The organism is Pseudomonas imperatae (assembly GCF_057128625.1).
This window is the reverse complement of the sequence record NZ_JBSKHP010000002.1, coordinates 206,113-232,686: the sequence shown is the minus strand read 5'-3', so window position 1 is coordinate 232,686 and position 26,574 is coordinate 206,113. Positions and strand designations below refer to the sequence as shown.

Here is a 26,574-nt window from a genome sequence, read left to right as displayed (position 1 = left end):
GACGCCGACGATGAAAGTCTTTTTGCTGCTGCTCGCCCTGCTGTTGCCCACTGCTCACGCCAGTGAGTGCCCGCCGTGGGACGCTGCCAAGGCCATCCGCCAGATGGGTGCCCTGCAGACGCAGGTGACCCAGTGGGACGATCGTTACCACCGCCAGGGCGCTTCGGCCATTGCCGACGAACTGTACGACCAGTCACGTCTGCGCCTGGAAAACTGGCGCCGCTGCTTCCCCGAACACGCCCCGGCCACCCCTTCCCCGCTGGCCACCGCCGCCGGCCCCGTACCTCACCCCATCGTCCACACCGGCGTGGGCAAACATGCCGAACAACACAGCGTCGCCGCCTGGCTCAAGGGCCGCGAAGAGGTGTGGGTGCAACCCAAGGTCGATGGCGTCGCCGTCACCCTGGTTTATCGCCAAGGCAGCCTGCACCAGTTGATCAGCCGCGGCGATGGCGTGCACGGGCAGGACTGGAGCATTGCCGCGCGCTCGATCAGCGCGATTCCGGCCACCCTGCCACAACCTGTCGACCTGGTGCTGCAGGGCGAGCTGTACTGGCGCTACGCAGGGCACGTGCAGGCCACCGCCGGCAGCGACAACGCCCGCAGCAAGGTGGCGGGGCTGATGGCGCGCAACACCCTGTCAATGGAAGACGGCGCCAACCTGGGGCTGTTTGTCTGGGACTGGCCCGAGGGCCCCGCCACACTGCCCGAGCGCCTTGCCGGCCTGCAGGCGCTGGGGTTTGCCGAGCCTGCCGCCTACAGCCAGCCGATCCAGACGGTGGCGGATGCCAGCCATTGGCGCGAGCAGTGGTACACCAGCCCCCTGCCGTTCGCCAGCGACGGCCTGATCCTGCGCCAGAGCCGCCGCCCGCCAGCCTCGCGCTGGCAGGCGAAGGTGCCGTACTGGATTGCCGCCTGGAAATACCCGTACGCCCAAGCCCTGGCCGAGGTGCGCGACGTGACCTTCAGCATCGGCCGCAGCGGCCGCATCACGCCCGTGCTCGAGCTGTTGCCGGTGCGCCTCGACGACCGCACCGTGAAGCGCGTCAGCATCGGCTCGCTGGCCCGTTGGCAGGCGCTGGACATTCGCCCCGGCGACCAGGTGGCCATTGACCTGGCAGGGCTGACCATCCCCCGTTTCAATAGCCTGGTCTGGCGCAGCCCGGACCGCGTCGCCGTCACCGCCCCCGACAGCAGCCGCTACCACGGGCTCAGCTGCTGGCAGCCCGAGCCGGGCTGTGAAGGCCAGTTCCTGGCGCGCCTTGCCTGGCTCAGTGGCAAGCAGGGCCTGGATCTGCCGCACGTGGGGCCCGGCACCTGGCAACGGCTGATCAACACTGGGCAGGTGCAGGGCTTGCTGGACTGGCTGGAACTGCGCGAACTACCCGGGCAACGCCTGCTCGCCAGCTTCACCCTGGCCCGCGAGCGCAGCCTGGAGCAATGGTTGCGGGCCCTTGGCATGCCTGCCGGAGCCAGGCTGGCCCCTCAGGACCGCTGGCAGACCCTGGCATCACGCACACCCGAACAATGGCGTGAACAGCCCGGCATCGGCGCCACCAAGGCCCGGCAGCTGCACGAGTTCTTCAACCACCCGCACGTGCAACTGCTGGCCGAACAGCTGCACAACGCCAACATCCCCGCATTCCCGTAGCAGTGGCCGCAGGCCGCGTCTTGGGAGCGCCGCAGGGTCCGGGACGCGGCCTGGCGGCCGCTGCTACGGGAATAATTACGGTACGGAAGGAAACTTCCTACAGACAAAGGCTTCAATTAGTTTTCCAATAGCGCAGTCCATCACATGGAGTCACCATGAAACCCTTACCTCTCCTCACAGCGCTCGCCCTGTGCTGCGCAGTAGCCACGCCGCTGCTGGCCGCCGACGAAGACGCCGCTGAACTCAAGGGCTGCGCGGCCAAGCAACAGGCCATCAACGAACAGATCGAGCAGGCCCGCGCCCACGGCAATGGCGCGCAACAGGCTGGCCTGGAAAAAGCACTGGCCGAGAACAAGGAACACTGCACCGACGCCGGCCTGCAGAAAGAGCGCGAGAACAAGGTGCTCGACGCCCGTCACGAAGTGGCCAAGCGCCAGGCCGACCTGGACAAGGCCATGAAGAAAGGTGACGCCGACAAGATCAACAGCCGCAAGGACAAGCTGGCGCAGTCCCGCAAGGAACTGCAGCAAGCCCTGGACGAGCTGGACAAATAACCCGCCCTCAGTGGTCGCGGAATTCCCGATGGCAGGCCTTGCAGGCGTTTTCCACCTTCTGCATCGGCCCGTCGAGGCTAGTAGCCGCCAGCGACTGCGCGCGGCTGGCTTCGACCAGCTCACCGGTTGACACCTCCAGCGCCTGGGCCAGCTGCTGGAACCGCGCCTGTTTCTCCCACACCTCGGGTTTGGCGCTGGTGTGGTCTTCCTCTCGCACCTTGGGAAAATGCTGCCAGGGCTGATGCGCCAGCTGGTCGAGCTTCACCGCACTGGCCGCGAACTGCGGGCCGTCGAAGCTCAAGCGGCCCAACAGCATGCCGTTCATGTCCTCGCTGGTGTGCAGCATCTGCTTGAAGATTGCCTTGCGCTGGCCCAGCGGCGAATTGGGGTCCACGCCGCCGCAGGCGCTCAGGGCCAGGCACGCCAGGGTCAGCACGGTGAACGTCTTGAGGGTCATGGGCGCCCGGTCACATGGAAATGAAGAAGAAACTGGCGATCAACCCAAGGCCGATGAACCACACCAGCGAGCGCAGCATGGCCCAATCGGCCAGGTAGCAGATGATGTATAGCAGGCGACTGGTGATGAACAACACCGCCAGCACGTCCATGGTCACCTGCTGGGCGTTGTGGCAGATGTCGGCGATGATCACCGCGGCCGCGAACGCCGGGAACGCCTCGAAACTGTTCAGCTGCGCGGCATGGGCACGCTTGGCAAAACCATCGAGGTTGGCCAGGAACGTGCGCGGGTCATGGTTTTGCCGCGGGCCGAACTTGCCGCCGCTGAACTTGGCGATGCTGGTGCACACGAACGGCAGCACCAGGGCAATCAGGACACACCAGAAAGCAACAGTCATTTAGCGGATCTCTTGTTAAAGTTTCATGATCAACATGCCCACCAGCACCAGCGCGCACGCCAGCAGCCGCGGGCGGCCAAAGGGTTCCTTCAGGTAACGCATGCCCAGCAGCACCACCAGGATCACGCTGATCTCGCGCAATGCCGCAGCCTCGGCGATGGAGCCCAACTGCATCGCCCACAACACCAGGGCGTAGCTCGCCAACACGAAGAAACCGACGCTCAGGCCAATGCGCCACTGGGTGCGCCAGAAGTGCCGGAAGCTGGCGCGCCGGGTGGTCACCGCCAGCAGCGGGAACGGCCAGGCGCTGATCAGCGTCAGCCAGGTCAGGTAGCCCAGCGGCTCCGGCCAGCGGCGAATCGCCTGCCCGTCCAGCCAGGTGTAGCAACCAATGCACAGGCCAATCAGCCCTACCACCGGCAGCATCCGCCAGGGCAGGCGATCACCGCCGCCGCCCTGCCACAGCAGGCACGCCATGCCGCACGGGATCAACAGGATTCCGACCACCTGATGGCCCGAGAGTGCCTCGCCCCCGGTCGCCAGGGTAAGCCCCAGCACGATCAACGGCGAAAGGCCGCGCATCAACGGGTACACCAGCCCCAGGTCGCCCACCTTGTAGGCCTGGATCAGCAGGTAGCGATACAGCAGCTCGAAGCCGGCGGACGCCAGCATCCACGGCCAGATCTCGGCGGGTGGCACGGGCACGAATGGCAGCAATACCGCCACCAGCAACAGCGCCACCGAGTCCATCGCCGCCACCACCAGCAGGCGCTCGGAGCTGAATTTCACCAGGGTATTCCAGGCCGCGTGCAGCAACGCGGCGAACAGCACCAAACCTGTGGCGAGCACGCGGGGTTTCCTTAGGCATCCGAGAGGCCGGGGAGAAATGAACGGGCCTATCTTAGCGTGGGTCCAAGGCTGCGGTGCGGGTCTTCGCAAGACTTTGTAACAAGTGCGACATTCGTGCCTGTGTCACAACGAGTTACGTGCTCGTCCAACCCCTACATGGCGCCTGCGCGCGCCACTCCGTCACACCACCATGGGAGCCCGGATGCTCGAGTTAGTCGCCGCCTTTATCTGCCTTACCACCCTTCTCACCTACGTCAATTTCCGCTTCATCGGCCTGCCCCCCACCATCGGCGTGATGGTCACGGCGCTGATGTTCTCCTTGTTGCTGCAAGGCTTGAGCGTGCTCGGCTACCCCGGCCTTGAAGCCCGGGTGCAGGGCCTGATCGGCCAGATCGACTTCGGCGACCTGCTGATGAACTGGATGCTGGCGTTCCTGCTGTTCGCCGGCGCCCTGCACGTTAACCTCAGCGACCTGCGCAGCTACCGCTGGCCCATCGGCCTGCTGGCCACCTTCGGCGTGCTGATTGCCACCCTGGTGATCGGCACGCTGGCGTTCTGGATCTTCGGCATGTTCGGCTGGCACGTGAGCTTCCTCTACTGCCTGCTGTTCGGCGCGCTGATCTCGCCCACCGACCCCATCGCGGTGCTGGGCGTGCTGCGGACCGCCAACGCCTCCAAGCCGCTGAAGACCACCATTGTCGGCGAATCGCTGTTCAACGATGGCACCGCGGTGGTGGTGTTCACCGTGCTGCTGGGCATCGCCCAGCAGGGTGCGACACCGACCCTGGGCGAAACCGCCATGCTGTTCGTGCACGAGGCCATCGGCGGCGTGCTGTTCGGCGCGCTGATCGGCTACGTGGTGTACCGCATGATCAAGAGCATCGAGCAGTACCAGGTGGAGGTCATGCTGACCCTGGCACTGGTGATCGGTGGCTCGGCCATGTGCTACGAACTGCACGTGTCGGCGCCCATCGCCATGGTCACCGCAGGGCTGATCATCGGCAACCTGGGGCGCAAGCTGGCCATGAACGACATGACCCGGCGCTACATGGACGGTTTCTGGGAACTGCTGGATGACATGCTCAACGCGCTGCTGTTCGCGCTGATCGGCATGGAACTGCTGCTGTTGCCGTTCTCGTGGATGCACGTGATCGCGTCCAGCCTGCTGGCGGTGGCGATCCTGCTGTCGCGGCTGCTCACCGTGGCCCCGGCGATCCTGCTGTTGCGCCGCTGGCGCAGCGTGCCCAAGGGCACCATCCGCATCCTCACCTGGGGTGGCCTGCGCGGTGGCGTATCGGTGGCGCTGGCCCTGGCGCTGCCGGTGGGCCCGGAGCGCGACCTGCTGCTGAGCATCACCTACATCGTGGTGCTGTCGTCGATCCTGCTGCAGGGGCTGAGCATCGGCAAGCTGGTGAAAAGCGTCACCCGCGATACCCCGCCCGAAGAGGCAACACACTGACCTACCGGGGAGCAGCTGTTTTTGTGGGAGCGGGCTCTGCCCGCGAAGCAAACGTTGCAGTGTTTCAGACACTATGCGGCGTTACGTTCGCGGGCAGAGCCCGCTCCCACATGGCCAAGGATTATTCCGCAGTCTCGGCGTCGAACTGGTCCTTGATGTAGCGGATCTCCGTGCGCCCGTGCGGCGCCGGCAGGCCGTCCTCGCCCAAATTGACGAAGACCATCTTGTCCACGGTGAGGATGCTCTTGCGGGTGATTTTGTTGCGCACCTCGCAGGTCAGGGTGATGGAGGTCCGGCCGAATTCGGTGGCCGTGATGCCCAGCTCGATGATGTCGCCCTGGCGCGAGGCGCTGACGAAGTTGATCTCCGAGATGTACTTGGTCACCACGCGCTGGTTGCCCAGTTGCACGATGGCGTAGATCGCCGCTTCCTCGTCAATCCAGCGCAGCAGGCTGCCACCGAACAGGGTGCCATTGGGGTTCAGGTCTTCGGGCTTGACCCACTTGCGGGTGTGGAAATTCATGCGTCGCTCCTGGCTCTTCGCCATATCAGGATGCCCCTATGATCCGCTTTTGCGCGGCGCCGGGGAACCCATGCCAGCGATAGCAAAAACTTTCTTGACGGCCACGGGTGCAAGGCTAGGCTGAAGCCCGGACCCAATGATTGGATCCAGTAATGGCAGTTTGGAACCAGAAAAGGGGTCCACCCCATTTCTTGCAAAGGACGCACGAACATGTCACGAGTTACCGATGTCATCTGCAACTTCGACACCGAGACCATCCTGCAGAAGTACTCGAACCCGAGCAAAGATCCAGGCAATCCGACCATGATTGACTGGAAGCACGTGTACATGATCACCAACCAGGACAACGTGGTCAGTGGCCAGGCCGGCGGCGAGCTGGACCTCAAGGCCCAGGTCGGCGACCTGATCCGCTGGCGCGAGACCAGCCTGTCCCTGGGCTTCGAGAAGGCGGTCATCTTCTACAAGTTCGAGACCAGCGACCCCAAGTATTTGCTGATCTCCCCGCCCACGCCGCGCAAGGCCACCGCCAGCATCGCCCTGCCCAACCCCAGCAACCCCAGCGTGCCCACCTGCCAGAAGGTGGATAACTTCTACTGGTCCAGCGAAACGCTGTCCGAGGGCCGCGTGACCTATCACTTCCACTTCATGATCGTGGACCGCGACTGCAAGCCTTGCGGCTACTTCAAGTGGGATCCGTTCATCAGCATCCACAACTGACCGGCACCCCACTGCCACGGCCGCCCCACCCTGCTGGGGCGGTCCGAAGGAGCGATGATCATGGACAGACACATCAGCTTCATTATCGACACCCAGGGCGCCCTCGACGCCACTGCGGCCGCCAGCACCTCGCCCGACCAGCCCAGCCCAATGGATCCAGTGCACTGCTTCGTGCTGGGCTGTGATGCCGTGGAAACCGGCGACACCCTGATACTACGGGCCACTGGCCTGGGGTTCCGGGGTGAGGATGCCCTGGTGCTGCAGGCCGTGGGCGCAAGCGGCGGGCTTTCACCACCACAGCTGCAAGTGCGCGAGGTCAAGGTGCCCGCCCCCGACTTCAACGAGCCGTTGCAACTGACCCTGCAGACCGTCAGCGACCATGCCTGGACCTGCCAGCTGAACCAGCCCGGCGCCTGCACATTGACCCTGAGCCTGGGGGTGGTGGCGCGCGACTGCACCCCCAGGGGTTTCTTCACCCTGACCCTGCAACTGCAGTTCGCGGCTTGAGCAGGACTTTCGACCATTGCCTCTTGGGCTGGCAGGCAAGCACGTCTATAATCCCTGCGCTTCAAACGGCGATGCACTGACGTGCGTCGCTCCCGCCACCCGTCCGAGGGGCGCTGCAGCAGGGATACCTGTCAGGCTCGGATGGGGCGTTGCCCGCACGGTTGGTCCGTACGGGCTCTAAACGCACAACGGCGCCCATTCGCACATTACGAATGGAGGCTCTTCATGAGCGCTGTACACACGCCTGCAGGTTTCACCGATTTCAAGGTTGCCGACATCTCCCTGGCCGCCTGGGGCCGCCGCGAGACCATCATCGCCGAATCGGAAATGCCAGCACTGATGGGCCTGCGCCGCAAGTACGCCGGTGAGCAACCGCTCAAGGGCGCGAAGATCCTGGGCTGCATCCACATGACCATCCAGACTGCCGTGCTGATCGAAACCCTGGTTGCCCTGGGTGCCGAAGTGCGCTGGTCGTCCTGCAACATCTTCTCCACCCAGGACCAGGCCGCTGCCGCCATCGCTGCCGCCGGTATTCCAGTGTTCGCCTGGAAAGGCGAGACCGAGGAAGAGTACGAGTGGTGCATCGAGCAGACCATCCTGAAGGATGGCCAGCCTTGGGACGCCAACATGATCCTGGACGACGGCGGCGACCTGACCGAAATCCTGCACAAGAAATACCCGCAGATGCTGGAACGCATCCACGGCGTGACCGAAGAGACCACCACTGGCGTGCACCGCCTGCTGGACATGCTGGCCAAGGGCGAACTGAAGATCCCGGCCATCAACGTCAACGACTCGGTTACCAAGAGCAAGAACGACAACAAGTACGGCTGCCGTCACAGCCTGAACGACGCCATCAAGCGCGGCACCGACCACCTGCTGTCGGGCAAGCAGGCCCTGGTGATCGGCTACGGCGACGTGGGCAAGGGCTCGGCCCAGTCCCTGCGTCAGGAAGGCATGATCGTCAAGGTCACCGAAGTCGACCCGATCTGCGCCATGCAAGCCTGCATGGACGGTTTCGAGCTGGTTTCGCCGTTCATCAATGGTGAAAACGACGGCACCGAAGCCAGCATCGACAAGGCCCTGCTGGGCAAGATCGACCTGATCGTGACCACCACCGGCAACGTCAACGTCTGCGACGCGAACATGCTCAAGGCCCTGAAAAAGCGCGCCGTGGTCTGCAACATCGGTCACTTCGACAACGAAATCGACACTGCCTTCATGCGCAAGAACTGGGCATGGGAAGAAGTGAAGCCACAGGTACACAAGATCCACCGTACCGGTGCCGGCGCCTTCGACGCCCAGAACGACGACTACCTGATCCTGCTGGCCGAAGGCCGCCTGGTGAACCTGGGCAACGCCACTGGCCACCCAAGCCGCATCATGGACGGTTCGTTCGCCAACCAGGTGCTGGCGCAGATCTTCCTGTTCGAGCAGAAATTCGCCGACCTGTCGCCAGCCCAGAAAGCCGAGCGCCTGACCGTTGAAGTACTGCCGAAGAAACTCGACGAAGAAGTGGCCCTGGAAATGGTCCGCGGCTTCGGCGGCGTGGTCACCAAGCTGACCAAGCAGCAGGCCGACTACATCGGCGTGACCGTGGAAGGCCCGTTCAAGCCGCACGCTTACCGCTACTGATCGCAGGCCCTGACGCCGCCTTCGGCAGCTGCTACGAGGATTTCCCTTGTAGCAGCCGCCGCCAGGCGGCGTCCGGGGCACCCACGATCCCACGGCTTTCGAGTTTCCAGATAGGTGTAATCATGTCTCAGGAACGCCGCTTCAGCTTCGAGTTCTTCCCCACCAAGACCGACGCTGGGCATGAAAAACTGCTGAACGTTGCCCGCCAACTGGCCGGCTACAACCCCGATTTCTTCTCCTGCACCTACGGTGCCGGTGGTTCTACCCGCGACCGCACGCTCAACACCGTGCTGCAGCTGGAGAACGAAGTGAAAGTCCCCGCCGCCCCGCACCTGTCCTGCGTGGGCGACAGCAAGGCCGACCTGCGCGCCCTGCTGGCGCAGTACAAGGATGCCGGCATCAAGCGCATCGTTGCCCTGCGTGGCGACCTGCCTTCGGGCATGGGCATGGCCAGCGGCGAGCTGCGCCACGCCAACGACCTGGTGGAATTCATCCGCGCCGAGACCGGCAGCCACTTCCACATCGAAGTCGCCGCCTACCCGGAGATGCACCCCCAGGCGCACAACTTCGAGGATGACCTGAAGAACTTCGCGCGCAAGGCCAACGCCGGTGCCGACAGTGCCATCACCCAGTATTTCTTCAACGCCGACAGCTACTTCAACTTCGTCGACCGCGTGCAGAAAATGGGCGTGAACATCCCGATCGTGCCGGGCATCATGCCCATCACCAACTACAGCAAGCTGGCCCGTTTCTCCGACGCCTGTGGCGCCGAGATCCCGCGCTGGATCCGCAAGCAGCTGGAAGCCTACGGCGACGACGTCACCAGCATCCAACAGTTCGGCGAGCAGGTGATCACCCGCATGTGCGAGCAACTGCTCGACGGCGGCGCTCCTGGCCTGCACTTCTATACGCTGAACCAGGCCGAGCCAAGCCTGGCGGTGTGGAACAACCTGAAGTTGCCCCGCTAGACGTTCACGAAGAATTCAGAAAGGCCTTGATACAATTAAAGGCCTTTTTTGTTTCTTCATCGTTTTGCGGGTGATACATCATGGCTTCTGCTGCACGCCCACAACTGGTCTACCTGGTGTTTGGTGCCCACACCTATCATCAGGAGGCGCTGTTCAGCATCGCCAGCGCCATCGCCAAGCTGGGTAACCCGCGCGAGTTGCCGCTCGACATCCAGGTATTCACTGACAACCCCGCCCCCTACGCCCAACTGCCCGTGCGCATTCGCCCGCTCAGCGCCGAAACCCGCAACGCCTGGAGCCAACCCCACGGCTACCACTTCCGCACCAAGCACGTGGCCATCCGCGAAGTGTTGAAGGACGCCGAGCTGGCGCTGCTGATCGACACCGACACCTTCTTCCAGGCCTCGCCCCTGGCGCTGTTCGAACGCATCCAGCCGGGCACGCTGCTGGTCAACGCGCGCACCATGCGCTACCGCCAGGGCGCTGCCTCGCCGCTTTATTCGGTGCTGGCACCGGAGCTCAAGGCGCAAGGCATGGCGGACGACGACATGTGGCTGCTCAACTCCGGGGTCATCGGCCTGTGCCAGTGCGACAGCGCCCTGCTCGACCGTTCCCTGGAGTTGATGGACCAGTACTACCCGCGCACGCCCACCGCCTATACGCTGGAAGAATTCTGCCTGACCCTGGCCGCCTACCAGCGTTACCAGGTCAGCGAATGCCCCGACCTGATCCACCACTACTGGAGCCGCAAGCAGCTGATGCGCGCCAAGGTCCAGGCCTGGGCCCGCAAGCACGCCGGGCAGCCGCTGAGCGCCGAAGCCCTCGCCGACGTGAGCCAGGTCAGCGACCACGTGCCCCGGCCGCCGGCCCTGCAACGCCTGCTGTATAAGGCCGCGACCCTGGCCCTGCCCGTGGAGCAGCGGCAGTTCATGCGCGAAATCCTCTACGGCTGCTACGACCACGCCAACGAGTTCGACCGCGCCTGTGCGCCGGTGTGGTGGGACAAGGCCCGGCAAAACCTGCAAGAGCGCCAGGCCACCCCGGTCGAGGCCGACCAGCTGCTGCATTGGCTGTCTTCGCCGCTCAACCGGCTGATCCTGGGCAAGCGCCGCCACACCATCTACCAGCACCTGATTCAGGCCTGACGTCGCTGATTGCGTTGCCAAACCCGCGACCGGCATCGTATCTTCGGATCCATGCCTGCCTACCTCTCCCTGCTGACAGCCGTGTGCCTGACGTGCCTGAGCCTTGCCGCCCAGGCCGAGAAGCTGCGCATTGTCACCGACTTCTGGGCGCCCTACGCCTACCAGCAGAACGGCCAGGGCATGGGCATCGACTACGAAGTGGCGGCCCAGGTGTTCGAACGCCTGGGCGTGGAGATCCAGTGGCAGTTCCTGCCATGGAAGCGCTGCCTGGCCATGCTCGACCAGGGCGAGGCCGATGGCGTGCTGGACATTTTCCGCACCAGCGAGCGCGAAACCACCCTGCTGTACCCCGACGAGCCGCTGTCCGACGTGCAGTTCGTGCTGTTCCAGGCCAACGCCAGGCCGCACCCGGCCGGCAGCCTCGATGACCTGCAAGGCCTGACCATCGGCACCTCGGCGGGCTACAACTACGGCGATCCATTCATGCAGGCCAGCGCGTTCCGCCGTGAGGCCGCCAGTAGCCAGGAGGCCAACTTCGGCAAGCTGGTGCGCAACCGGGTCGACCTGATCATCACCGACATTCGCGTGGGCAACTTCACCGCCCAGGCCATGGGCCTGGAGGGCCAGGTCAGCGCCCTGCCCCTGGTGGTCAACCGCGAGCCCCAGTACCTGGCCGTGCGCCGCGGCGCCGGCATGGACCAGCTGGCCCTGCGCTTTTCCATCGAGCTGCGGCGCTTCAAGCGCGAGCCTGCCTACGCGCAGTTGCTGGCCCGCTATGCAAGCCCGTCAACGGTAGTGAAAACCGTTGAGCAGCAGGAACGCAGCGCGCTGTGATTGCTCTGTTATACTCCGACCTTCCCGCCAGGCTTACGCCCGGACGCCCGGCCTTGCAAAAGGCATCCCGACCCGCTCGACCGCCAGGCTCACGCCCGCTCAGCCAGGTCCGGATGCGCATTGAAGGCCCGGCAGGACCGGACGCGACAGTGCCCCCACGCACGTGTCGCGCCAGGCAAGATTCCCATTGGGCAAAGCCCTCACTAGAACAGGATTACTCATGTCCTTTGCTTCCCTCGGTCTCTCCGAGGCTTTAGTCCGTGCCATCGAGGCGGCGGGCTATACCCAGCCTACTCCGGTGCAACAGCGGGCCATCCCCGCCGTGTTGCAAGGTCGCGACCTGATGGTCGCGGCACAGACAGGTACTGGTAAAACCGGTGGCTTCGCCCTTCCGATCCTGGAACGGCTGTTCCCCAACGGTCACCCGGACAAATCCCAGCGTCACGGCCCGCGCCAACCGCGCGTACTGGTCCTGACCCCCACCCGCGAGCTGGCGGCCCAGGTGCACGACAGCTTCAAGATCTACGCCCGTGACCTCAAGTTCGTCAGCGCCTGCATCTTCGGCGGCGTAGGCATGAACCCGCAGGTCCAGGCCATGTCCCGCGGCGTCGACGTGCTGGTGGCCTGCCCCGGCCGCCTGCTCGACCTGTGCGGCCAGGGCAGCGTCGACCTATCCCACGTGGAAATCCTCGTGCTGGACGAAGCTGACCGCATGCTCGACATGGGCTTCGTGCATGACGTCAAGAAGGTGCTGGCACGCCTGCCGGCCAAGCGCCAGAACCTGCTGTTCTCGGCCACCTTCTCCAAGGACATCACCGACCTTGCCGGCAAGCTGCTGCACAACCCCGAGCGTATCGAAGTCACCCCGCCGAACACCACGGTGGAGCGCATCGAGCAACGGGTCTACCGCCTGCCTGCCAGCCACAAGCGTTCGTTGCTGGCGCACCTGATCACCCAGGGTGCCTGGGAGCAGGTGCTGGTGTTCACCCGCACCAAGCACGGCGCCAACCGCCTGGCCGAGTACCTGGAAAAGCACGGCCTGAGCGCTGTCGCCATCCACGGCAACAAGAGCCAGAACGCGCGCACCAAGGCCCTGGCCGACTTCAAGGCCGGCTCGGTACGCATCATGGTTGCTACCGACATCGCCGCCCGCGGCCTGGACATCGACCAGTTGCCCCACGTGGTCAACTTCGAGCTGCCCAACGTCGATGAAGACTACGTGCACCGTATCGGCCGTACCGGCCGTGCCGGTCGCAGCGGCGAGGCCATCTCGCTGGTCGCCCCGGACGAGGAAAAGCTGCTCAAGAGCATTGAGCGCATGACCAAGCAGAAGATTCCTGACGGTGACCTGATGGGCTTCGACATCAGCGCCGTGGAGGCCGAGAAGCCCGAGGTGCGCGAGCGCCCGCAGGCCAACCAGCCGCGCAACACCCGCACGCCGCGCGAAGGGACCAAGGCCGCCGAAGGTGGTGGTGGTCGCAAGGACAAGGGCAAGGACAAAGGCAAGGAGCGCCGTGCTGCCGCGCCCCAGCAAGGTAGCGAACAGCGCAAGGAGCAAGGCAAGGAAAAGCCCGCCGGGGCGCGTTCTGAACGCCAACCCCGTGACCAGAAGCCACGTCAGGCCCAGTCCACTCCAAAGCCGCCGGTAGCTCCTGCCGACCGCGCGCCGGACGAGTTCCTGGATGACGAAGTCGACAACTTTGGTAACCGCGCTGACTACGTCAGCCCGTACCAGAACAAGAACCAGGGCCGCAACCGTCGCCCCGGCGCACCAGCCGCCGTCGGTGGTGCAGCCCCGGCCTCGGCGCCGCGCCCAGCTGGCCGTCCGGCTGGCAAGCCGGCCGGTGACAAGCGCAGCAGCGGCCCGCGCAGCAACGGTGGCGGTGCCCGTGATGGCCAGCCGCGTCGCGACAACAACGGTGGCGCTGGCCGCAACCGTCGTCCGGCCCGTGATGACCAGCCGCGTCAGGAACCAGCGGTGAGCAACTCGCGCGCACCGCAGAACCAGCCGCGCATCGTGCACAAGGAATCGAAGATCGATCGCTTCCCGACTGCCGAGCAGCTGGAACAGCTGGAGTCGCTGCCTAGCCGTCGCAACGGCGAGAAGCCGGCGCTGCTGACCCGCAACCGCGAAGGCTAAGTCAGGATCAGGCATCTGTGGGGGCCGAAAAGCTCGCTGGCAAGCCAGCTCCCACAGACAGCACCTGACCTTGTGGGAGCTGGCTTGCCAGCGAGTTTTTCAATTCCACAGGCACAAAAAAACCGCAGCCATTGGCTGCGGTTTTTTTGTGCGCCGAAGAATTACTTCTTCTGCACGCCCTCGAACGTGATGTCCAGGGTCAGGGTGTCGGACTGCGGGCCCAGGTCCATCATCTTGCCGAAATCAGAACGCTTGATGGTGGTGGTGCCTTCAAAGCCGGCACGGTAGCCGCCCCATGGATCCTTGCCTTCGCCCAGGAACACGGTCTTGACCACGACCGGCTTGGTCACGCCGTGCAGGGTCAGGTCGCCGGTCACGTCGGCGGTCAGCTTGCCATCAGCATTCTTGCCGGTTGGCTTGACGCTGGTCGACACGAAAGTAGCGGTTGGGTACTTGTCGGTCTCCAGGAAGTCCTTGCTCTGGATGTGCTTGTCACGCTCGGCGTGGTTGGTGTCGACGCTCTTGGTGTTCAGGGTGATGCTGATCTTGCTGTCTTCAGGCTTGGCAGCGTCGAAGCTGAAGGTACCGGTCCAGTCCTTGAAGGTGCCGTAGATGAAGCTGTAGCCCAGGTGGCTGATCTTGAAGTTGATGAAGGCGTGGTTGCCTTCCTTGTCGATGGTGTAGTCGGCAGCCATGGCCTGGCCGGCCGTCAGCAGTGCGGTGCCCAGAGCCAGAGCGGCCAGTGTCTTTTTCAACATGTGCGGTATTCCTTGGGTTGAGTTGAAGGTCAGCCTTTGCGGCCCAGCATGCGTACCAGGGTCGCATCACGATCGATGAAATGGTGTTTCAGGGCGGCCAGGCCATGGAGTACAGCGAAGATCACCAGGATCCAGGCCAGGTACAGGTGCACGTCACCCGCGGTTTCCGCCTGGTTGGGCAGGCCGCTGATCAGCGCGGGTACTTCGAACAGGCCGAACACCGGGATGCCCACGCCGTCGGCGGTGGAGATCAGGTAACCGGCCGCCATTACCAGGAACAGGTCCAGGTAAAGGAAGGCATGGCCCAGCTTCGCCGCGATGCGCGTCAGCCGGCCCTGGGTGGGCGGTGGCGGCGGCGGTGGGCTGATGAAGCGCCATACCACGCGCAACAGCATGAAGAAGAACAGGGTCAGGCCGATGCTTTTGTGCAGGTCGGGGCCGGCCTTGCGCCATGGGTCGTAGTAACCCAGGTCGACCATCCACAGCCCCAGGGCGAACAGGCCGAACACGGCCAGCGCCACGCCCCAGTGCAGGAGGATGCTGACCCAACCATAGCGAGAAGGTGAATTGCGTAGCTGCATCACGGTGTTCCTGTAAGTTCTTCGACAAAGACTAGCTTTTTATCTATCGAATTAAAGCGGAAAATTTCGCTTTGAAATATCTAGATACCCGATCAATAACTATAGATGCAAAGCGTTAAGCGAACGTTAATTGTGGGAGCTGGCTTGCCAGCGAGCTGTGCGGGCGATGAAAAACTCGCTGGCAAGCCAGCTCCCACAGTCTTGTTAGTTGCCCCCAGCCCATGCATTGCATAGGCTTGCGACCACGCTGCTGCCAGGAGAGAGAAAATGGGCCTCAACAATCAGTGGATGCAACGCGACCTCGCGGTCCTGTGGCACCCCTGCACCCAAATGAAAGACCACGAACAACTGCCGCTGATTCCGATCAAGCGCGGTGAAGGCATCTGGCTGGAAGACTTCGAAGGCCAGCGCTACCTGGACGCGGTCAGCTCGTGGTGGGTGAACGTCTTCGGCCACGCCAACCCGCGCATCAACCAGCGCATCAAGGACCAGGTGGACCAGCTGGAGCACGTCATCCTTGCCGGCTTCAGCCACCAGCCGGTGATCGAGCTGTCCGAGCGCCTGGTGAAGATGACGCCCGAGGGCCTGAACCGGGTGTTCTACGCCGATAACGGCTCGTCCTGCATCGAAGTGGCGCTGAAAATGAGCTTCCACTACTGGGTCAACCGCGGCCAGCCGAACAAGAAGCGCTTCGTCACCCTGACCAACAGCTACCACGGCGAAACCATCGCCGCCATGGCCGTGGGCGACGTGCCGCTGTTTACCGAGACCTACAAGGCGCTGCTGCTGGATACCATCAAGGTACCGAGTCCCGACTGCTACCTGCGCCCCGAGGGCATGAGCTGGGAAGAGCACTCGCGCAACATGTTCCTGGCCATGGAACAGACCCTGGCCGAAAACCACGACAGCGTCGCCGCCGTCATCGTCGAGCCGCTGATCCAGGGCGCCGGCGGCATGCGCATGTACCATCCGGTGTACCTCAAGCTGCTGCGCGAGGCCTGCGACCGCTACAACGTGCACCTGATCCACGACGAGATCGCCGTGGGCTTCGGCCGCACCGGCACCATGTTCGCCTGCGAGCAGGCCGGCATCCGCCCGGACTTCCTGTGCCTGTCCAAGGCGCTCACCGGCGGCTACCTGCCGCTGGCCGCGTGCCTGACCACCGACGATGTGTACAGCGCCTTCTACGACGACTACCCCACCCTGCGCGCCTTCCTGCACTCGCACAGCTACACCGGCAACCCGCTGGCGTGCGCGGCGGCCCTGGCGACCCTGGACATCTTCGAACAGGACAACGTGGTGGAGAACAACAAGGCCCTGGCCGCGCGCATGGCCAGCGCCACCGCGCACCTGGCCGACCACGCCCACGTCTCGGAAGTGCGCCAGACCGGCATGGTGCTGGCCATCGAGATGGTCCAGGACAAGGCCACCAAGACCGCCTACCCGTGGCAGGAACGCCGCGGCCTGCAGGTGTTCAACCACGCCCTGACCCGTGGCGCGCTGCTGCGCCCGCTGGGCAGCGTGGTGTATTTCCTGCCGCCGTACATCATCACCCCGGAGCAGATCGACTTCCTGGCCGAGGTGGCCAGCGAAGGCATCGACATCGCCACCCGCACCAGCGTCAGCGTGGCCGTGCCGAGCGACTTCCACCCCGACTTCCGCGACCCGGGCTAACCACACGACTTCGTAGCAGCTGCCGAAGGCTGCGTCCGCAGGCAACACAATAGTGCGCCCGGACGCAGCCTGCGGCAGCTGCTACGGCTACCGAGACTGAACATGAGACTCTCCCGTTTTTACATTGATGCCCCCCTGAGCCTGGGCGAGCACGAACTGCCCGAGGCCCAGGCCCACTACATCGGCCGCGTGCTGCGCATGGCCGAAGGCGATGCCGTGCAGCTGTTCGACGGCTCGGGCCAGGAATACCGTGGCGCCCTGCTGGAAGTGGGCAAGAAGCGCGTGCGCGTGCAGCTCGACGAAGCCTTCGCCGGCCAGCCTGAATCCAGCCTCAGGATTCACCTGGGCCAGGGCCTGTCCCGTGGCGAGCGCATGGACTGGGCCATCCAGAAAGCCACCGAACTGGGCGTCAGCGAGATCACCCCGATCATCAGCGAGCGCTGCGAAGTGCGCCTCAAGGACGAACGCGCCGAGAAGCGCCAGGCCCATTGGCAGCAGATCGCGGTCAGCGCCTGCGAGCAATGCGGGCGCTCCACGGTGCCGGTGATTCATGCACCGGTGCTGATGAGCGAATGGCTCAAGGCCTGCGACGCCGAGCTGAAGCTGGTGCTGCACCCGGTGGCCGAGCCGCTGGTAAGCCATGCCCGGCCTGCCAGCCTGGCGTTCCTGATCGGCCCCGAAGGCGGCCTGTCCGACGGCGAGGTTGGCCAGGCCCAGGCCGCCGGCTTCCACTCGGCACGCCTGGGCCCGCGGGTGCTGCGCACCGAGACCGCGCCAGTGGTGGCGCTGGCCGTGGCGCAGCAGCTGTGGGGCGACTTCTAGAGGACGTAGAAGAACACCGCCACGAAGTGCAGCAGGCTGCCGGCAATCACGAACAGGTGCCAGATGCCGTGCCAGTGGCGGAAACGCTGGTCGTAGGCAAAGAAGATGATGCCCACGGTGTACAACACGCCGCCGGTTGCCAGCCAGGCGAACCCGGCGGTGCCCAGCGTCGCCAGCAGCGGTTTGACTGCCACCAGCACGATCCAGCCCATCACCGCGTAGATGACGATGGACAGCACCCGCGCCTCCGAGCGCGGCTTGATCTCTTGCAACATGCCGATCACCGCCAGCCCCCAGACAATGCCGAACAGGGTCCAGCCCCAGGGCCCGCGCAACGTCACCAGGCAGAACGGTGTGTAGCTGCCGGCGATCAGCAGGTAGATCGAAAAATGATCGACCTTTTGCATGATCACCTTCGCGCGCCCCCGCACGCTGTGGTAAACCGTCGAAGCGCTATACAGAATCACCAGGGTCACGCCATAGATCGCCATGCTGACGATCTTCCACACGTCGCCCTGGAAACTTGCCAGCACCAGCATCCAGACAGCACCAATGGACGCCAGCACCGCACCGACCAGGTGTGTCCAGGCGTTGAATCGTTCGCCGTGATACATGCAGTCGTTTCTCCTTGGTCTCGATTGGTATGCAATCGCCCCCTACCCTAACAGAGCCAGTGTGATGTTGATTGATGAAGAGTTGACGTTGAAGAAGCTGGAAATCTTCCTGGCCTTCATGCGCACGGGCAACCTGGGCCGCGCGGCGGCCGAGCTCAATACCAGCAACGTCAGCGTGCACCGCGCCATTCATTCGCTGGAAAGCGCCCTGCGCTGCCCGCTGTTCAAGCACGAGGGGCGCAACCTGACCCCGCTGGAAAGTGCCTATGTGCTGGAAGAGCACGCACAGAAACTGGTGCAGGACGTGGTCGGCGCCGTGCGCCTGACCCGCGACGCGGCAGGTTTCTCGGCCGAGCGTTTCCGCCTGGGTTCGCTGTACTCGCTGACGGTGAAGACCGTGCCGCAGCTGATCATGGGCCTGAAGCTGCGGCGCAGCGAGCTGAACATCGACCTGATCCTGGGCTCCAACACCGACCTGCTATACAAGCTCAAGAACATGGAGGCGGACGCCATCCTGGTGTCCCTGGACGAGACCGTCAGCGACCCCGACTGCGAGCAGCTGCCGCTGTTCGCCGATGACATTTTCCTCGCCACCCCGGCCGACTCGCCCTTCGCCGGGCGCAGCGAGGTGGACCTGGCGGAGCTGCGCGAAGACACCTTCATCACCCTGACCCAGGGCTTCGCCACCCACCAGGACGGCGCCCGGGTGTTCCGCCAGGCCGGCTTCGAGCCCAAGGTGGCGATGCAGGTGAACGACATCTTCACCCTGCTGAGCATGGTCAGCTCCGGCGTGGGCTACGCCCTGCTGCCGGGGCGCGTGGCCGCGGTGTACGAGAACCGCGTGCGCCTGGTGCCGCTGCAGGCGCGGTACCACCTGCAGCAGCATATTGGCGTGGTGTTCCTGCGCGCCAAGGAGCGCGATCCCAACCTGCTGGCATTGCTGGCCGAATGCCGGATGTACACCAACCGCTTGAGCACCCCGTAACCCTCATCCCCCAACGATGGCGCGCACCGCCAGGTACAGCACCGAGGGGCCCAGCAGGCAGCCCAGCCCGGTGTGGAACGTGGCCGTCAGCGCGCCATAGGGCACCAGCCGCCGGTCCGTGGCTGCAAGGCCTGCAGTGACCCCACTGACCGTACCCGCCAGCCCGCCGAAGACCATCGCCGAACGCGGGTTGTCGAGGCCCATCCAGCGCGCCGCCAGGGGCGTGCCGACCATCACCAGGATCGCCTTGATCAGCCCCGTGGCAATCGACAGCGCCACCACGTCCGAACTGGCGCCAATGGCCGCACCGGTCACCGGGCCGACGATGTAGGTCACCGCGCCGGCGCCGATGGTGGTCATGCTCACCGCGTCGCGGTAGCCGAAGGCCCAGGCCACGCAGCAGCCGAAAATGAACGGCAGCAAGGTCCCCAGCAGCAACGAGAAGGCGCCGATGAAACCGGCCTTGCGCGCCTCGGTGGCCTGCACCTCGAAGGCGGTAGCGACGATGGCAAAGTCGCGCAGCATGGCGCCACCCATCAGGCCGATGCCGGAGAACAGCGACAGGTCGGCCAGGCCCTTCTGCCCGCCGGTCAGGGTGCCACCCACCCAGGCCAGCACCAGGCCGATGACGATGGCAAACGCCGAGCCGTGCACGCGGCCGAAGGTCAGGCGCCGCGACAGCTGCACCGAGACCCACATCACCACGCCGACGAAGGCGAACGCGGTGACCAGGCCGTTGTTTTCCAGGGCATGTTCGATGAGGTTCCACATGTCAGTGCGCCCCTACCGGTTCAACTGCTTCAGGCACTTCGGGCGGCAGCGGCTCGCCCTTGTGGGTGCGGCTGATCAGGGCGATGGTCGAGCCGCAGATCAGCACCGAGCCGATGGCCGCGATCACCGCCACCGGGCCGCCGTGCAGGGCGGTCACCACGTTCTGCTGGGCGGCCATGGCCACCACCACGGGTATGTACAGCGCGCCCCAGAAGCCCACGCCCATCTCGCAGTCCTTGCTCAGGCCGCCGCGCCGGGCCATGTACAGGCGCGCGCAGATCAGCAGGATCATGGCGATCCCCACCCCGCCCACGTTGGATTTGACCCCCAGCAGCACCCCGAGCAGGTCGCCCGTGATAACCCCGGCCAAGGTACAGATAGCCAGCAATGCCACACCGTAGATAATCATTGTCGTTGTCCTCGATTGTTGTTTTTGTCGGGCGGTTGCAGATTATTGGGGGCGCCGGGCTTCCTCCTGCATCAATGCCTGCAAGGTATCCAGGCGGGTGCCTTGCCAGGCAACCAGGGTGCCCTCGCTGAACGCGCGGCGGCTGAGGCCGGTGAGCACGGTGCCCGGCGGCATTTCGATGTGCAGGCGCACGCCGCGCTCGAAGGCGGTGCGGGCCAGCGCGCGCCAGTCAACGATACGGCACAGGTTGAAGGCCAGGTCATCGCGCAGCCGTTCCACTTGCACGATCGGCCGGGCGCTGGTGCCGCTGAGGTAGCGAATGCGCGGCGCCTGCAACTTGACCTGGGCGAACGCCGCGGCCAGCCGCTGCGCAGGCTCGGCCAGCAACGGGCAGTGCGACGGCACACTGACGGCCAGCGGCTTGGCCAGCCCGGCGCCCTCGGCCCGGGCCCGGGCAGCCACGGCAGCCATCGCCGCGTCGCTGCCGGCGATCACCAGTTGGTTGTCGGCGTTGATATTGGCCAGGTACACCGGGCCTTCGGCCTCGGCCAGCAGTTGTTCGACCCGCGCCAGCTCCAGGCCGACGATGGCGGTCATGCCGTAGCCGCGGGGATAAGCCGCCTGCATCAGTTCGCCACGCAGGGCCACCAGGCGTACCGCATCGGCAAAGTCCAGGGCACCGGCGACCACGGCGGCGGGATAGGCGCCGATGGACAAGCCCGCCACGTAATCGGGCAGCGGGCCGTTCTGCAGCAACAGCCGCGCGCTGGCCACGCCTGCCACCAGCAGGCACAGCTGCACGGCGCGGGTGTGGGCCAAGGCCTGGGCAGTGTCGAGGCCGAGTACATTCTCGCCCAACGCCGCGCTGGCCTCGTCGAGGCAGGCCTTGATCACGGCGTGATCCGGCAGGCCATGCAACATGCCGGGCTGCTGCGCACCCTGGCCGGGAAACGCCAGCAGGGTACTCACGAGGCCAGGCTCCAGGGATCACAGACCAACCGCGCGCCGTCGGCAGCCTTGAGCAGCACCTTGTGGCTGTTGCCGGCCCATTCGCGCAACGCCACCGCACCGGCAGGAGTCTGCAATTGCGGGTCTACGGCCGGTTCCAGCACGCTCAACAATCGTCGCGCCGCATTCCGCGACAGGGCCTGCGGCGTGCGCAGAATCAGGTCCAGGTCGCTACCTTCGTGCAGCGCAGCGCAACCGCTGGCCAGCTCGAACCCGGCGCTGCCGCTCACGCCCCATACCAGGCCGCAGGCATCCAGCCGGGGGCGCAGCCGGTACAGCGCCTGCAGGGCCGGCCAGTCGCGCTGGCCCACGCAATGAGTCAAGGCTTCCGGGCTGACCTGGCGGCTGACCGCCGCCAGGGGCATGGTGGTGGCGTAGCGCTGGTCACGACTGATGCCGCGCACGCCCACCGCCACCTGCCCGGCTGCCACGCTGGCGCGGCGCACCACCACCGGCTGCCCGTCGGCCAGCGCCGAGGCAGCCCAGGCGGGGGCGTCGGTCGGCAGCATCGCCGGCGTCAGGCCCCACAGCAGGTCGTGGGGGCGGATCACTGCCATTGCTCGCGCAGCAGCTGGCGCACCCGCGCCGAGGCCGCCCGGTTCGGCGCCCCCAGGCGGCCGGCAAGGTCGCGGTCATCCGCGCCGATATCCGCCAGCGCCTGGGCCAGGCAGGCTTGCACGCGGCTCACGTCGTCGGCCGTGGGTTGCTCTATCTGCGCCACCGACAGGGTTTCCCACAGCAGCCCCAGGCTGGCGTAGCTGTCGATGTCGTAGGCCATGGGCAGCACGCTGGCGGCCAGGGCTTCCAGCGCCTCGACACTGCGCTGGGTTACCCGCGCCGCCGAGGCCTTGCCCATGGCATGCACCTGCACGCCCGGGTCACGCAACGCGATGAGCCGGTTGGCCTGGTAGCCGTGGGCCAGGAACGCGCCGGACATGGCCTTGCCCACCAGCAGCGCCACCACCGGGTGGCCCGCCAGGCGTGCACGGGCGTAGGCGTCGGCCGCACCCGCCAGGGCCTGGTGAATGCCCAGCTCTTCCTCGCGGCGGCCATAGGCCTGGCTGGGCACATCGACGACGGCGACCAGCGCACGCTTGCGCGGCGCATCGCGGTCCGCGCTGATCACCTCGTCCACCGCCTTGGCCAGGCCCCAGCCTTCCAGCAGGCCGACTTCACCCTGGCGGGCGCGGGGGAACGGGTTGTCAGGGTTGGCAACGACTGCGATGAAGCGAGCGCTGTCACTGTCGGCGGCCAGGACAGAGTCCGGCAGGCCGGCGACCGAACGGGTGTTGGCTGTAAGGGCAGCAAACCAGCTGGCGCCACGGGTGGAGGCCGGCAGTGGTTGGCTGGCGGGCAGGCGCTCGACCGCCGCCAGCTGTTGCAGGAATTGTCCGTGCTGCTGGCTACGCAACTGCGCCGGCACGCCTTGGTCCAGGCAGTCCACCACGCTGGCCTGGATCTGCGCCACGTCGTCACGCACGTAGGTATCCGCCAGCCCCTGGTCGAAGCGCTTCTCGCCACCGCACAGGCTCCAGATAAAGGGCCGGTCGCGCGAATCGTATTCGCCGATGCCGGCTTCCTGCTCGATCACCTGCGGGCCGTTGAGCCCCAGGCGCGCCTCGCGCGTCACGATCAAATGGCTGCACAGCCCGGCGGCGATGGACATGCCGCCGAAGCAGCCGACGCTGCCGGCAATTACCCCGATCACCGGCTGGTACTGGCGTAGGTCGACAATGGCGGCGTGGATATCGGCAATCGCCGCCAGGCCCAGGTTGGCTTCCTGCAGGCGCACGCCACCGGTTTCCAGCAGCAGGATGGCAGCCGTGGGAATGCCCTTGCGGTTGTCGGCCGCGGCCAGTTCCAGCGCGCCGGCGATCTTGGCGCCGCTGACCTCGCCCAGGCTGCCGCCCTGAAACGCGCCTTCGATGGCGGCCAGCACCACCGGGCGGCCGTTGACCGTGCCCCTGGCGATGACCGCACCGTCGTCGGCCTGGGGCACCACGCCCTGGCGCGCCAGCCAGGGCGACATGACGCGCTGGAAGGGGTCGATCAGCTCGTGGAAGCTACCCTCGTCCAGCAAGGCCCTGGCCCGCTGGCGGGCGCCGAGTTCGATGAAGCTGTGCTGTTGCAGCAGGCGCGTGGTGTCAGTCATGGCCGATCTCCTCCAGGGCCTGTTCCAGGCGCAGGCGGACCACCCCCGGGGTGGCGCCGAAATCATTGATGTCGATGCGCAGGGCCGGCAGCGCCTGGCCGCTGAACAGCCGGGCGAACAGGTGTTCCCAGCGCTGCGCGGCGCCGTTGACCGAGGTCACCACCTGGATCGCCAGGGTGCCGGCGGTGCCCGGCTCCAGCAGCACTTCCAGGTCGCCCGAGCCTACGCAGCCCACCAGGGCGCGGCCACGGGCCGGTTGCCCGGCGGGGAATTCGAAGTTCAGGGTTTCCATCAGGCAAGGCTCCGTGAATGCTCGCCACGTTCCAGGCGATCGATGAACAGGCAGGCGGCCAGCAGGTCGGCGGCGCCACCTGGCGAGGCGTTGAGGGCCAGCAGTTGCTGGTCCAGTGCATGCAGGCGCCGGCGGCCCGCCAGGGTGGCACTGCCACCGGCCGCCAGCACGGCTTGCGCGCCTTGCTGCATGGCCGCAAGGCCCTCGGGGCCGGCGCGGTACAGCACGCAGGTGTCGGCCAGGGTGGCCATGATTGCCAGCAGCGCGTCCAAGCGCGCGTGCTGCTCGCCATGCCCGGCCAGGCGGCTGGCGCGCAACTGCGGCAGGCCGTGCTGGATGACCGTGGGGAACCCGGCCTGGGCTTCGGCGCGGGCACCGCCGGCGCCATAGCGCTGCTGCACCACTCGGCCGTGGCTCAGGGGTTGCGGCGCCAGGCGGTCCGGCAGGCGCGCCAGGGCGCCGGCGCGGTCGGCCAGCGCGGCCGCCGCAAGGTTGCCCGGTGCCAGGGCTGCCGCAGCCACCAACAGGCCCAGGGCCCAGATGGCGCCGCGGTGGGTATTGACCCCTGCCGTGGTGCGCAGCATGTCGGCCTCGCCCTCGCGGCCGTACTGCCCCAGGGCTTCGCGCAGGGGCAGGTCGACGCGGCCAGCCAACAGCGCCGCCCCGGCCATGGCCTGGAACGCCGGCCACAGGGCCAGCGCCGAGGCGTGCATCAGGCCCAGGTGCAGGTCGTCATGGGCGCCGCTGCCACGCCGGTCCACCAAGGCAGGCTTGGGCGACAGGTCGGCTTCGTCGATCAGCGCGTCCACCGCCAGGTCGGCCAGCCGCTCGGCCAGGTTCAGTGCGTTCGGTTGAGCTATGAGCGCATGCATCACCAGCTCCTGAATTTCGCAGGGGGGTTGTAGAGGCCGCCGGACCACTCCACCAGGTCGGCGATGCTCTTGGCCGCCAACCATTCACGGGTGGCGTCGGTGCGGCGGATGCCCAGGTCCTCGGGCAGCGCGATCAGCCCTTCGCGGCGCATGCGCGCGGTGTCGGCCGGGTTGTGGCGCAGGCCGATGGCGGTAACCCCGGCCACGGCTGCGATCATCGCCTGGCGCTCTTCCAGCGAGCGCGCCTTGTACAGGTAGGCGATGCCCTCTTCGGTGAGCAGGTGGGTGACGTCGTCGCCGTAGATCATGATCGGCGCCAGGGCCATGCCGGTCTTCTTCGCCACGTCCACCGCGTCCAGGGTCTCGACGAAGGTCGGTTTGCCGCCCTCCTGGAACGTCTCGACCATCTGCACCACCAGCTTCTGCCCGCGCTCCAGCAAGGTGGCGTTGGCATCGGCGCCAGGGCGGCGCATGTCCAGCCACGCCGGCGTGCCGTGGCGGCGCCCGCGGGGGTCGTGGCCCATGTTCGGCGCGCCGCCGAAGCCGGCCAGGCGCCCGCGGGTGACCGTGGAGGAATGGCCGTCGCCGTCCACCTGCAGGGTGGCGCCGATGAACAGGTCCACGGCGTACTGGCCGGCCAGCTGGCAGAACATGCGGTTGGAGCGCATGGAACCGTCGCGGCCGGTGAAGAACACGTCTGGCCGGGCGGCGATGTAGTTCTCCATGCCCAGCTCGGTGCCGAAGCAGTGCACGCTCTGCACCCAGCCGCTTTCGATGGCCGGGATCAGCGTGGGGTGTGGGTTGAGCGTCCAGTTGCGGCAGATCTTGCCCTTCAGGCCCAGGGACTCGCCGTAGGTGGGCAGGATCAGCTCGATGGCGGCGGTGTTGAAGCCGATGCCGTGGTTCAGCGACTGCACGTTGTGTTTTTCGTAGATGCCGCGGATCGCCATCATCGCCATCAGCACGTGCACCGGCTTGATGTGCCGGGGGTCGCGAGTGAACAGCGGCTCGATGTAGAACGGCCGGTCGGCCACCACCACGAAATCCACCCAGCTGGCCGGGATGTCCACGCGCGGCAGGTCGCTGACATCGTCCACCAGTTGGTTGACCTGGACGATGACGATGCCGTCGCTGAAGGCCGCCGGCTCGATCAGCGCCGGGCTGTCCTCGGTGCTGGCGCCGGTGTAGATGTTGCCTTGGCGGTCGGCCATGAAGCCGGCGGAAAGCACCACGTTGGGGATCAGGTCCACCACCAGCCGCGAGTAGAGTTCGATGTAGGTGTGGATGGCGCCGATTTCCAGCAGGCCGTCTTCCAGCAGCTGGCTGATGCGCAGGCTCTGGGTGCCGGCGAAGGAGAAGTCGAGCTTGCGGGCGATGCCCTTTTCGAACAGGTCCAGGTGCTCGGGGCGGCCGACGCTGGGCATGATCATGTGCAGGTCATGCAGCTTGCCGGGGTCGGCCTGGGCCAGGGAGCGCGAGAGAAAGTCCGCCTGCTTCTGGTTGTTGCCTTCCAGCACCACCCGGTCGCCGGGCATCAGCAGCGCTTCCAGCGCGGCGACGATGCCATCGGTGGGCAGCACCACGCCGTCGGCCAGGGCGCTTACCTGCGCCAGGCGCCGCTGCTTCTCGCTGCGCCGCCGCGACCACTGTGGCTCGGGGGTGTTTGTGATAGTCATGGGGCCTCCACGGCGGGGATGTCGTGGGTAGACCTTAGGCGCGTGGGGCGGGGGTATCAATCAAGCAGCGGGTGGAATCATTACCTTGGGGGTAATGATTGTGGGAGCTGGCTTGCCAGCGAGT

Annotated in this window: 28 protein-coding genes, 1 pseudogene and 1 riboswitch; of the genes and pseudogenes, 13 read left to right on the top strand and 16 right to left on the bottom strand. The window is 65.9% G+C overall.

Annotated elements, in window-relative coordinates; genetic code table 11:
* Window positions 1–10: 10 nt before the first annotated feature.
* Both ligB and ACWKWX_RS03765 read left to right on the top strand, forming a co-directional pair.
* The gene (gene ligB, locus ACWKWX_RS03770; RefSeq protein ID WP_483827051.1) at window positions 11–1,651 is read left to right on the top strand and encodes an NAD-dependent DNA ligase LigB; all 1,641 of its coding nucleotides are present in this window, start codon (window positions 11–13) and stop codon (window positions 1,649–1,651) included.
* Window positions 1,652–1,806: 155 nt separating this feature from the next.
* Window positions 1,807–2,205 carry a DUF1090 domain-containing protein gene (locus tag ACWKWX_RS03765; protein WP_416427302.1) on the top strand — a complete coding sequence of 133 codons (399 nt, stop codon included), beginning with the start codon at window positions 1,807–1,809 and terminating at the stop codon, window positions 2,203–2,205.
* Between the two features lie 7 nt (window positions 2,206–2,212).
* Here ACWKWX_RS03765 and ACWKWX_RS03760 read toward each other — a convergent pair whose 3' ends face one another.
* Genes ACWKWX_RS03760 through ACWKWX_RS03750 form a run of 3 tightly spaced genes read right to left on the bottom strand, consistent with a single transcriptional unit; the run spans window position 2,213 to window position 3,908 of the window.
* Window positions 2,213–2,662 (bottom strand): c-type cytochrome, encoded by a 450-nt coding sequence (locus ACWKWX_RS03760; RefSeq protein WP_473004751.1) that lies wholly within the window; start codon window positions 2,660–2,662, stop codon window positions 2,213–2,215.
* 10 nt (window positions 2,663–2,672) lie between these two features.
* Window positions 2,673–3,059: an MAPEG family protein gene (locus ACWKWX_RS03755; protein WP_416427304.1), complete on the bottom strand. Its 387-nt coding sequence runs from the start codon at window positions 3,057–3,059 to the stop codon at window positions 2,673–2,675.
* A gap of 15 nt (window positions 3,060–3,074) precedes the next feature.
* Window positions 3,075–3,908, bottom strand: coding sequence for an EamA family transporter (locus ACWKWX_RS03750; protein ID WP_416427305.1), 834 nt, complete (start codon window positions 3,906–3,908; stop codon window positions 3,075–3,077).
* A 202-nt stretch (window positions 3,909–4,110) separates the two neighbouring features.
* Between ACWKWX_RS03750 and ACWKWX_RS03745 the strand changes: the two genes are divergently transcribed.
* A complete protein-coding gene (locus tag ACWKWX_RS03745; RefSeq protein WP_416427306.1) occupies window positions 4,111–5,367 on the top strand; it encodes a cation:proton antiporter in 1,257 nt (418 codons plus the stop codon).
* Window positions 5,368–5,488: 121 nt separating this feature from the next.
* On the opposite strand, the gene ACWKWX_RS03740 is transcribed toward ACWKWX_RS03745, so the two are convergent.
* A complete protein-coding gene (locus ACWKWX_RS03740; RefSeq protein ID WP_416427307.1) occupies window positions 5,489–5,890 on the bottom strand; it encodes an acyl-CoA thioesterase in 402 nt (133 codons plus the stop codon).
* A 210-nt stretch (window positions 5,891–6,100) separates the two neighbouring features.
* Between ACWKWX_RS03740 and ACWKWX_RS03735 the strand changes: the two genes are divergently transcribed.
* The 7 genes from ACWKWX_RS03735 to rhlE2 all read left to right on the top strand — a co-directional run bounded on the left by ACWKWX_RS03735 (window position 6,101) and on the right by rhlE2 (window position 13,836).
* Entirely contained in the window at window positions 6,101–6,607 is a 507-nt protein-coding gene (locus ACWKWX_RS03735) for an inclusion body family protein (RefSeq protein WP_416427309.1), read from the top strand.
* A gap of 60 nt (window positions 6,608–6,667) precedes the next feature.
* On the top strand, window positions 6,668–7,114 hold the full coding sequence (locus ACWKWX_RS03730; RefSeq protein ID WP_483827050.1) for a hypothetical protein: 447 nt from the start codon (window positions 6,668–6,670) through the stop codon (window positions 7,112–7,114).
* A 99-nt stretch (window positions 7,115–7,213) separates the two neighbouring features.
* A riboswitch (S-adenosyl-L-homocysteine riboswitch) is annotated at window positions 7,214–7,318 on the top strand.
* Window positions 7,319–7,339: 21 nt separating this feature from the next.
* Entirely contained in the window at window positions 7,340–8,749 is a 1,410-nt protein-coding gene (gene ahcY / locus ACWKWX_RS03725) for an adenosylhomocysteinase (protein ID WP_416427311.1), read from the top strand.
* Between the two features lie 122 nt (window positions 8,750–8,871).
* The gene (gene metF, locus ACWKWX_RS03720; RefSeq protein ID WP_473004755.1) at window positions 8,872–9,717 is read left to right on the top strand and encodes a methylenetetrahydrofolate reductase [NAD(P)H]; all 846 of its coding nucleotides are present in this window, start codon (window positions 8,872–8,874) and stop codon (window positions 9,715–9,717) included.
* An 80-nt stretch (window positions 9,718–9,797) separates the two neighbouring features.
* Entirely contained in the window at window positions 9,798–10,862 is a 1,065-nt protein-coding gene (locus tag ACWKWX_RS03715; RefSeq protein WP_483827049.1) for a hypothetical protein, read from the top strand.
* A 51-nt stretch (window positions 10,863–10,913) separates the two neighbouring features.
* Window positions 10,914–11,696: a substrate-binding periplasmic protein gene (locus ACWKWX_RS03710; RefSeq protein WP_416427315.1), complete on the top strand. Its 783-nt coding sequence runs from the start codon at window positions 10,914–10,916 to the stop codon at window positions 11,694–11,696.
* A 220-nt stretch (window positions 11,697–11,916) separates the two neighbouring features.
* On the top strand, window positions 11,917–13,836 hold the full coding sequence (gene rhlE2 / locus ACWKWX_RS03705; protein ID WP_416427316.1) for an RNA helicase RhlE2: 1,920 nt from the start codon (window positions 11,917–11,919) through the stop codon (window positions 13,834–13,836).
* Between the two features lie 161 nt (window positions 13,837–13,997).
* On the opposite strand, the gene ACWKWX_RS03700 is transcribed toward rhlE2, so the two are convergent.
* Both ACWKWX_RS03700 and ACWKWX_RS03695 read right to left on the bottom strand, forming a co-directional pair.
* Window positions 13,998–14,594: a YceI family protein gene (locus ACWKWX_RS03700; protein WP_158152935.1), complete on the bottom strand. Its 597-nt coding sequence runs from the start codon at window positions 14,592–14,594 to the stop codon at window positions 13,998–14,000.
* A 29-nt stretch (window positions 14,595–14,623) separates the two neighbouring features.
* The gene (locus ACWKWX_RS03695) at window positions 14,624–15,175 is read right to left on the bottom strand and encodes a cytochrome b (protein WP_416427317.1); all 552 of its coding nucleotides are present in this window, start codon (window positions 15,173–15,175) and stop codon (window positions 14,624–14,626) included.
* 267 nt (window positions 15,176–15,442) lie between these two features.
* On the opposite strand from ACWKWX_RS03695, the gene ACWKWX_RS03690 reads away from it, so the two are divergent.
* Both ACWKWX_RS03690 and ACWKWX_RS03685 read left to right on the top strand, forming a co-directional pair.
* Window positions 15,443–16,849: an adenosylmethionine--8-amino-7-oxononanoate transaminase gene (locus ACWKWX_RS03690; RefSeq protein ID WP_416427318.1), complete on the top strand. Its 1,407-nt coding sequence runs from the start codon at window positions 15,443–15,445 to the stop codon at window positions 16,847–16,849.
* A gap of 102 nt (window positions 16,850–16,951) precedes the next feature.
* Complete coding sequence (locus ACWKWX_RS03685) at window positions 16,952–17,671, top strand: 16S rRNA (uracil(1498)-N(3))-methyltransferase (RefSeq protein ID WP_483827048.1); 720 nt, start codon at window positions 16,952–16,954, stop codon at window positions 17,669–17,671.
* On the opposite strand, the gene trhA is transcribed toward ACWKWX_RS03685, so the two are convergent.
* Window positions 17,668–18,285, bottom strand: coding sequence for a PAQR family membrane homeostasis protein TrhA (trhA, locus tag ACWKWX_RS03680; RefSeq protein ID WP_416427321.1), 618 nt, complete (start codon window positions 18,283–18,285; stop codon window positions 17,668–17,670). The two genes, ACWKWX_RS03685 and trhA, sit on opposite strands and share 4 nt — an antisense overlap.
* Before the next feature lie 64 nt (window positions 18,286–18,349).
* Here trhA and ACWKWX_RS03675 point away from each other — a divergent pair, with 64 nt between their 5' ends.
* Complete coding sequence (locus tag ACWKWX_RS03675; protein ID WP_483827047.1) at window positions 18,350–19,270, top strand: LysR family transcriptional regulator; 921 nt, start codon at window positions 18,350–18,352, stop codon at window positions 19,268–19,270.
* A gap of 3 nt (window positions 19,271–19,273) precedes the next feature.
* On the opposite strand, the gene madM is transcribed toward ACWKWX_RS03675, so the two are convergent.
* The 9 genes and pseudogenes from madM to mdcA form a co-directional block, all read right to left on the bottom strand.
* Window positions 19,274–20,041 carry a malonate transporter subunit MadM gene (madM, locus tag ACWKWX_RS03670; protein WP_416427323.1) on the bottom strand — a complete coding sequence of 256 codons (768 nt, stop codon included), beginning with the start codon at window positions 20,039–20,041 and terminating at the stop codon, window positions 19,274–19,276.
* A gap of 1 nt (window position 20,042) precedes the next feature.
* A complete protein-coding gene (gene madL, locus ACWKWX_RS03665) occupies window positions 20,043–20,450 on the bottom strand; it encodes a malonate transporter subunit MadL (RefSeq protein ID WP_416427325.1) in 408 nt (135 codons plus the stop codon).
* Window positions 20,451–20,492: 42 nt separating this feature from the next.
* Window positions 20,493–21,419 (bottom strand): malonate decarboxylase subunit epsilon, encoded by a 927-nt coding sequence (mdcH, locus tag ACWKWX_RS03660; protein WP_483827046.1) that lies wholly within the window; start codon window positions 21,417–21,419, stop codon window positions 20,493–20,495.
* Window positions 21,416–22,015, bottom strand: a complete 600-nt coding sequence (locus tag ACWKWX_RS03655) for a malonate decarboxylase holo-ACP synthase (protein ID WP_483827045.1) — start codon at window positions 22,013–22,015, stop codon at window positions 21,416–21,418. The genes mdcH and ACWKWX_RS03655 overlap by 4 nt, the downstream gene beginning before the upstream one ends.
* Entirely contained in the window at window positions 22,006–22,797 is a 792-nt protein-coding gene (mdcE, locus tag ACWKWX_RS03650; protein ID WP_483827113.1) for a biotin-independent malonate decarboxylase subunit gamma, read from the bottom strand. Before mdcE ends, ACWKWX_RS03655 begins: the two co-directional genes overlap by 10 nt.
* Before the next feature lie 12 nt (window positions 22,798–22,809).
* Window positions 22,810–23,610, bottom strand: a pseudogene (locus ACWKWX_RS03645) (biotin-independent malonate decarboxylase subunit beta); the annotation flags it as partial.
* The gene (locus tag ACWKWX_RS03640; protein ID WP_416427328.1) at window positions 23,603–23,902 is read right to left on the bottom strand and encodes a malonate decarboxylase subunit delta; all 300 of its coding nucleotides are present in this window, start codon (window positions 23,900–23,902) and stop codon (window positions 23,603–23,605) included. The gene ACWKWX_RS03640 and the pseudogene ACWKWX_RS03645, both read right to left, overlap by 8 nt.
* A complete protein-coding gene (locus tag ACWKWX_RS03635) occupies window positions 23,902–24,774 on the bottom strand; it encodes a triphosphoribosyl-dephospho-CoA synthase (protein WP_483827044.1) in 873 nt (290 codons plus the stop codon). Before ACWKWX_RS03635 ends, ACWKWX_RS03640 begins: the two co-directional genes overlap by 1 nt.
* Window positions 24,774–26,450 carry a malonate decarboxylase subunit alpha gene (mdcA, locus tag ACWKWX_RS03630; RefSeq protein WP_416427330.1) on the bottom strand — a complete coding sequence of 559 codons (1,677 nt, stop codon included), beginning with the start codon at window positions 26,448–26,450 and terminating at the stop codon, window positions 24,774–24,776. Before mdcA ends, ACWKWX_RS03635 begins: the two co-directional genes overlap by 1 nt.
* Window positions 26,451–26,574 lie beyond the last annotated feature (124 nt).

What these genes read in the sequence shown, in the direction of transcription:
- ACWKWX_RS03675 (WP_483827047.1), top strand. Translation starts at nt 18,350, where the DNA reads ATGTTGATTGATGAAGAGTTGACGTTGAAGAAGCTGGAAATCTTCCTG.
- ACWKWX_RS03740 (WP_416427307.1), bottom strand. Translation starts at nt 5,890, where the DNA reads ATGAATTTCCACACCCGCAAGTGGGTCAAGCCCGAAGACCTGAACCCC.
- ACWKWX_RS03685 (WP_483827048.1), top strand. Translation starts at nt 16,952, where the DNA reads ATGAGACTCTCCCGTTTTTACATTGATGCCCCCCTGAGCCTGGGCGAG.
- ACWKWX_RS03765 (WP_416427302.1), top strand. Translation starts at nt 1,807, where the DNA reads ATGAAACCCTTACCTCTCCTCACAGCGCTCGCCCTGTGCTGCGCAGTA.
- ahcY (WP_416427311.1), top strand. Translation starts at nt 7,340, where the DNA reads ATGAGCGCTGTACACACGCCTGCAGGTTTCACCGATTTCAAGGTTGCC.
- ACWKWX_RS03715 (WP_483827049.1), top strand. Translation starts at nt 9,798, where the DNA reads ATGGCTTCTGCTGCACGCCCACAACTGGTCTACCTGGTGTTTGGTGCC.
- rhlE2 (WP_416427316.1), top strand. Translation starts at nt 11,917, where the DNA reads ATGTCCTTTGCTTCCCTCGGTCTCTCCGAGGCTTTAGTCCGTGCCATC.
- ligB (WP_483827051.1), top strand. Translation starts at nt 11, where the DNA reads ATGAAAGTCTTTTTGCTGCTGCTCGCCCTGCTGTTGCCCACTGCTCAC.
- madL (WP_416427325.1), bottom strand. Translation starts at nt 20,450, where the DNA reads ATGATTATCTACGGTGTGGCATTGCTGGCTATCTGTACCTTGGCCGGG.
- madM (WP_416427323.1), bottom strand. Translation starts at nt 20,041, where the DNA reads ATGTGGAACCTCATCGAACATGCCCTGGAAAACAACGGCCTGGTCACC.
- trhA (WP_416427321.1), bottom strand. Translation starts at nt 18,285, where the DNA reads ATGTATCACGGCGAACGATTCAACGCCTGGACACACCTGGTCGGTGCG.
- ACWKWX_RS03635 (WP_483827044.1), bottom strand. Translation starts at nt 24,774, where the DNA reads ATGCATGCGCTCATAGCTCAACCGAACGCACTGAACCTGGCCGAGCGG.
- ACWKWX_RS03640 (WP_416427328.1), bottom strand. Translation starts at nt 23,902, where the DNA reads ATGGAAACCCTGAACTTCGAATTCCCCGCCGGGCAACCGGCCCGTGGC.
- ACWKWX_RS03695 (WP_416427317.1), bottom strand. Translation starts at nt 15,175, where the DNA reads ATGCAGCTACGCAATTCACCTTCTCGCTATGGTTGGGTCAGCATCCTC.
- ACWKWX_RS03745 (WP_416427306.1), top strand. Translation starts at nt 4,111, where the DNA reads ATGCTCGAGTTAGTCGCCGCCTTTATCTGCCTTACCACCCTTCTCACC.
- ACWKWX_RS03655 (WP_483827045.1), bottom strand. Translation starts at nt 22,015, where the DNA reads ATGGCAGTGATCCGCCCCCACGACCTGCTGTGGGGCCTGACGCCGGCG.
- mdcA (WP_416427330.1), bottom strand. Translation starts at nt 26,450, where the DNA reads ATGACTATCACAAACACCCCCGAGCCACAGTGGTCGCGGCGGCGCAGC.
- ACWKWX_RS03735 (WP_416427309.1), top strand. Translation starts at nt 6,101, where the DNA reads ATGTCACGAGTTACCGATGTCATCTGCAACTTCGACACCGAGACCATC.
- ACWKWX_RS03755 (WP_416427304.1), bottom strand. Translation starts at nt 3,059, where the DNA reads ATGACTGTTGCTTTCTGGTGTGTCCTGATTGCCCTGGTGCTGCCGTTC.
- ACWKWX_RS03730 (WP_483827050.1), top strand. Translation starts at nt 6,668, where the DNA reads ATGGACAGACACATCAGCTTCATTATCGACACCCAGGGCGCCCTCGAC.
- ACWKWX_RS03690 (WP_416427318.1), top strand. Translation starts at nt 15,443, where the DNA reads ATGGGCCTCAACAATCAGTGGATGCAACGCGACCTCGCGGTCCTGTGG.
- metF (WP_473004755.1), top strand. Translation starts at nt 8,872, where the DNA reads ATGTCTCAGGAACGCCGCTTCAGCTTCGAGTTCTTCCCCACCAAGACC.
- ACWKWX_RS03700 (WP_158152935.1), bottom strand. Translation starts at nt 14,594, where the DNA reads ATGTTGAAAAAGACACTGGCCGCTCTGGCTCTGGGCACCGCACTGCTG.
- ACWKWX_RS03710 (WP_416427315.1), top strand. Translation starts at nt 10,914, where the DNA reads ATGCCTGCCTACCTCTCCCTGCTGACAGCCGTGTGCCTGACGTGCCTG.
- ACWKWX_RS03760 (WP_473004751.1), bottom strand. Translation starts at nt 2,662, where the DNA reads ATGACCCTCAAGACGTTCACCGTGCTGACCCTGGCGTGCCTGGCCCTG.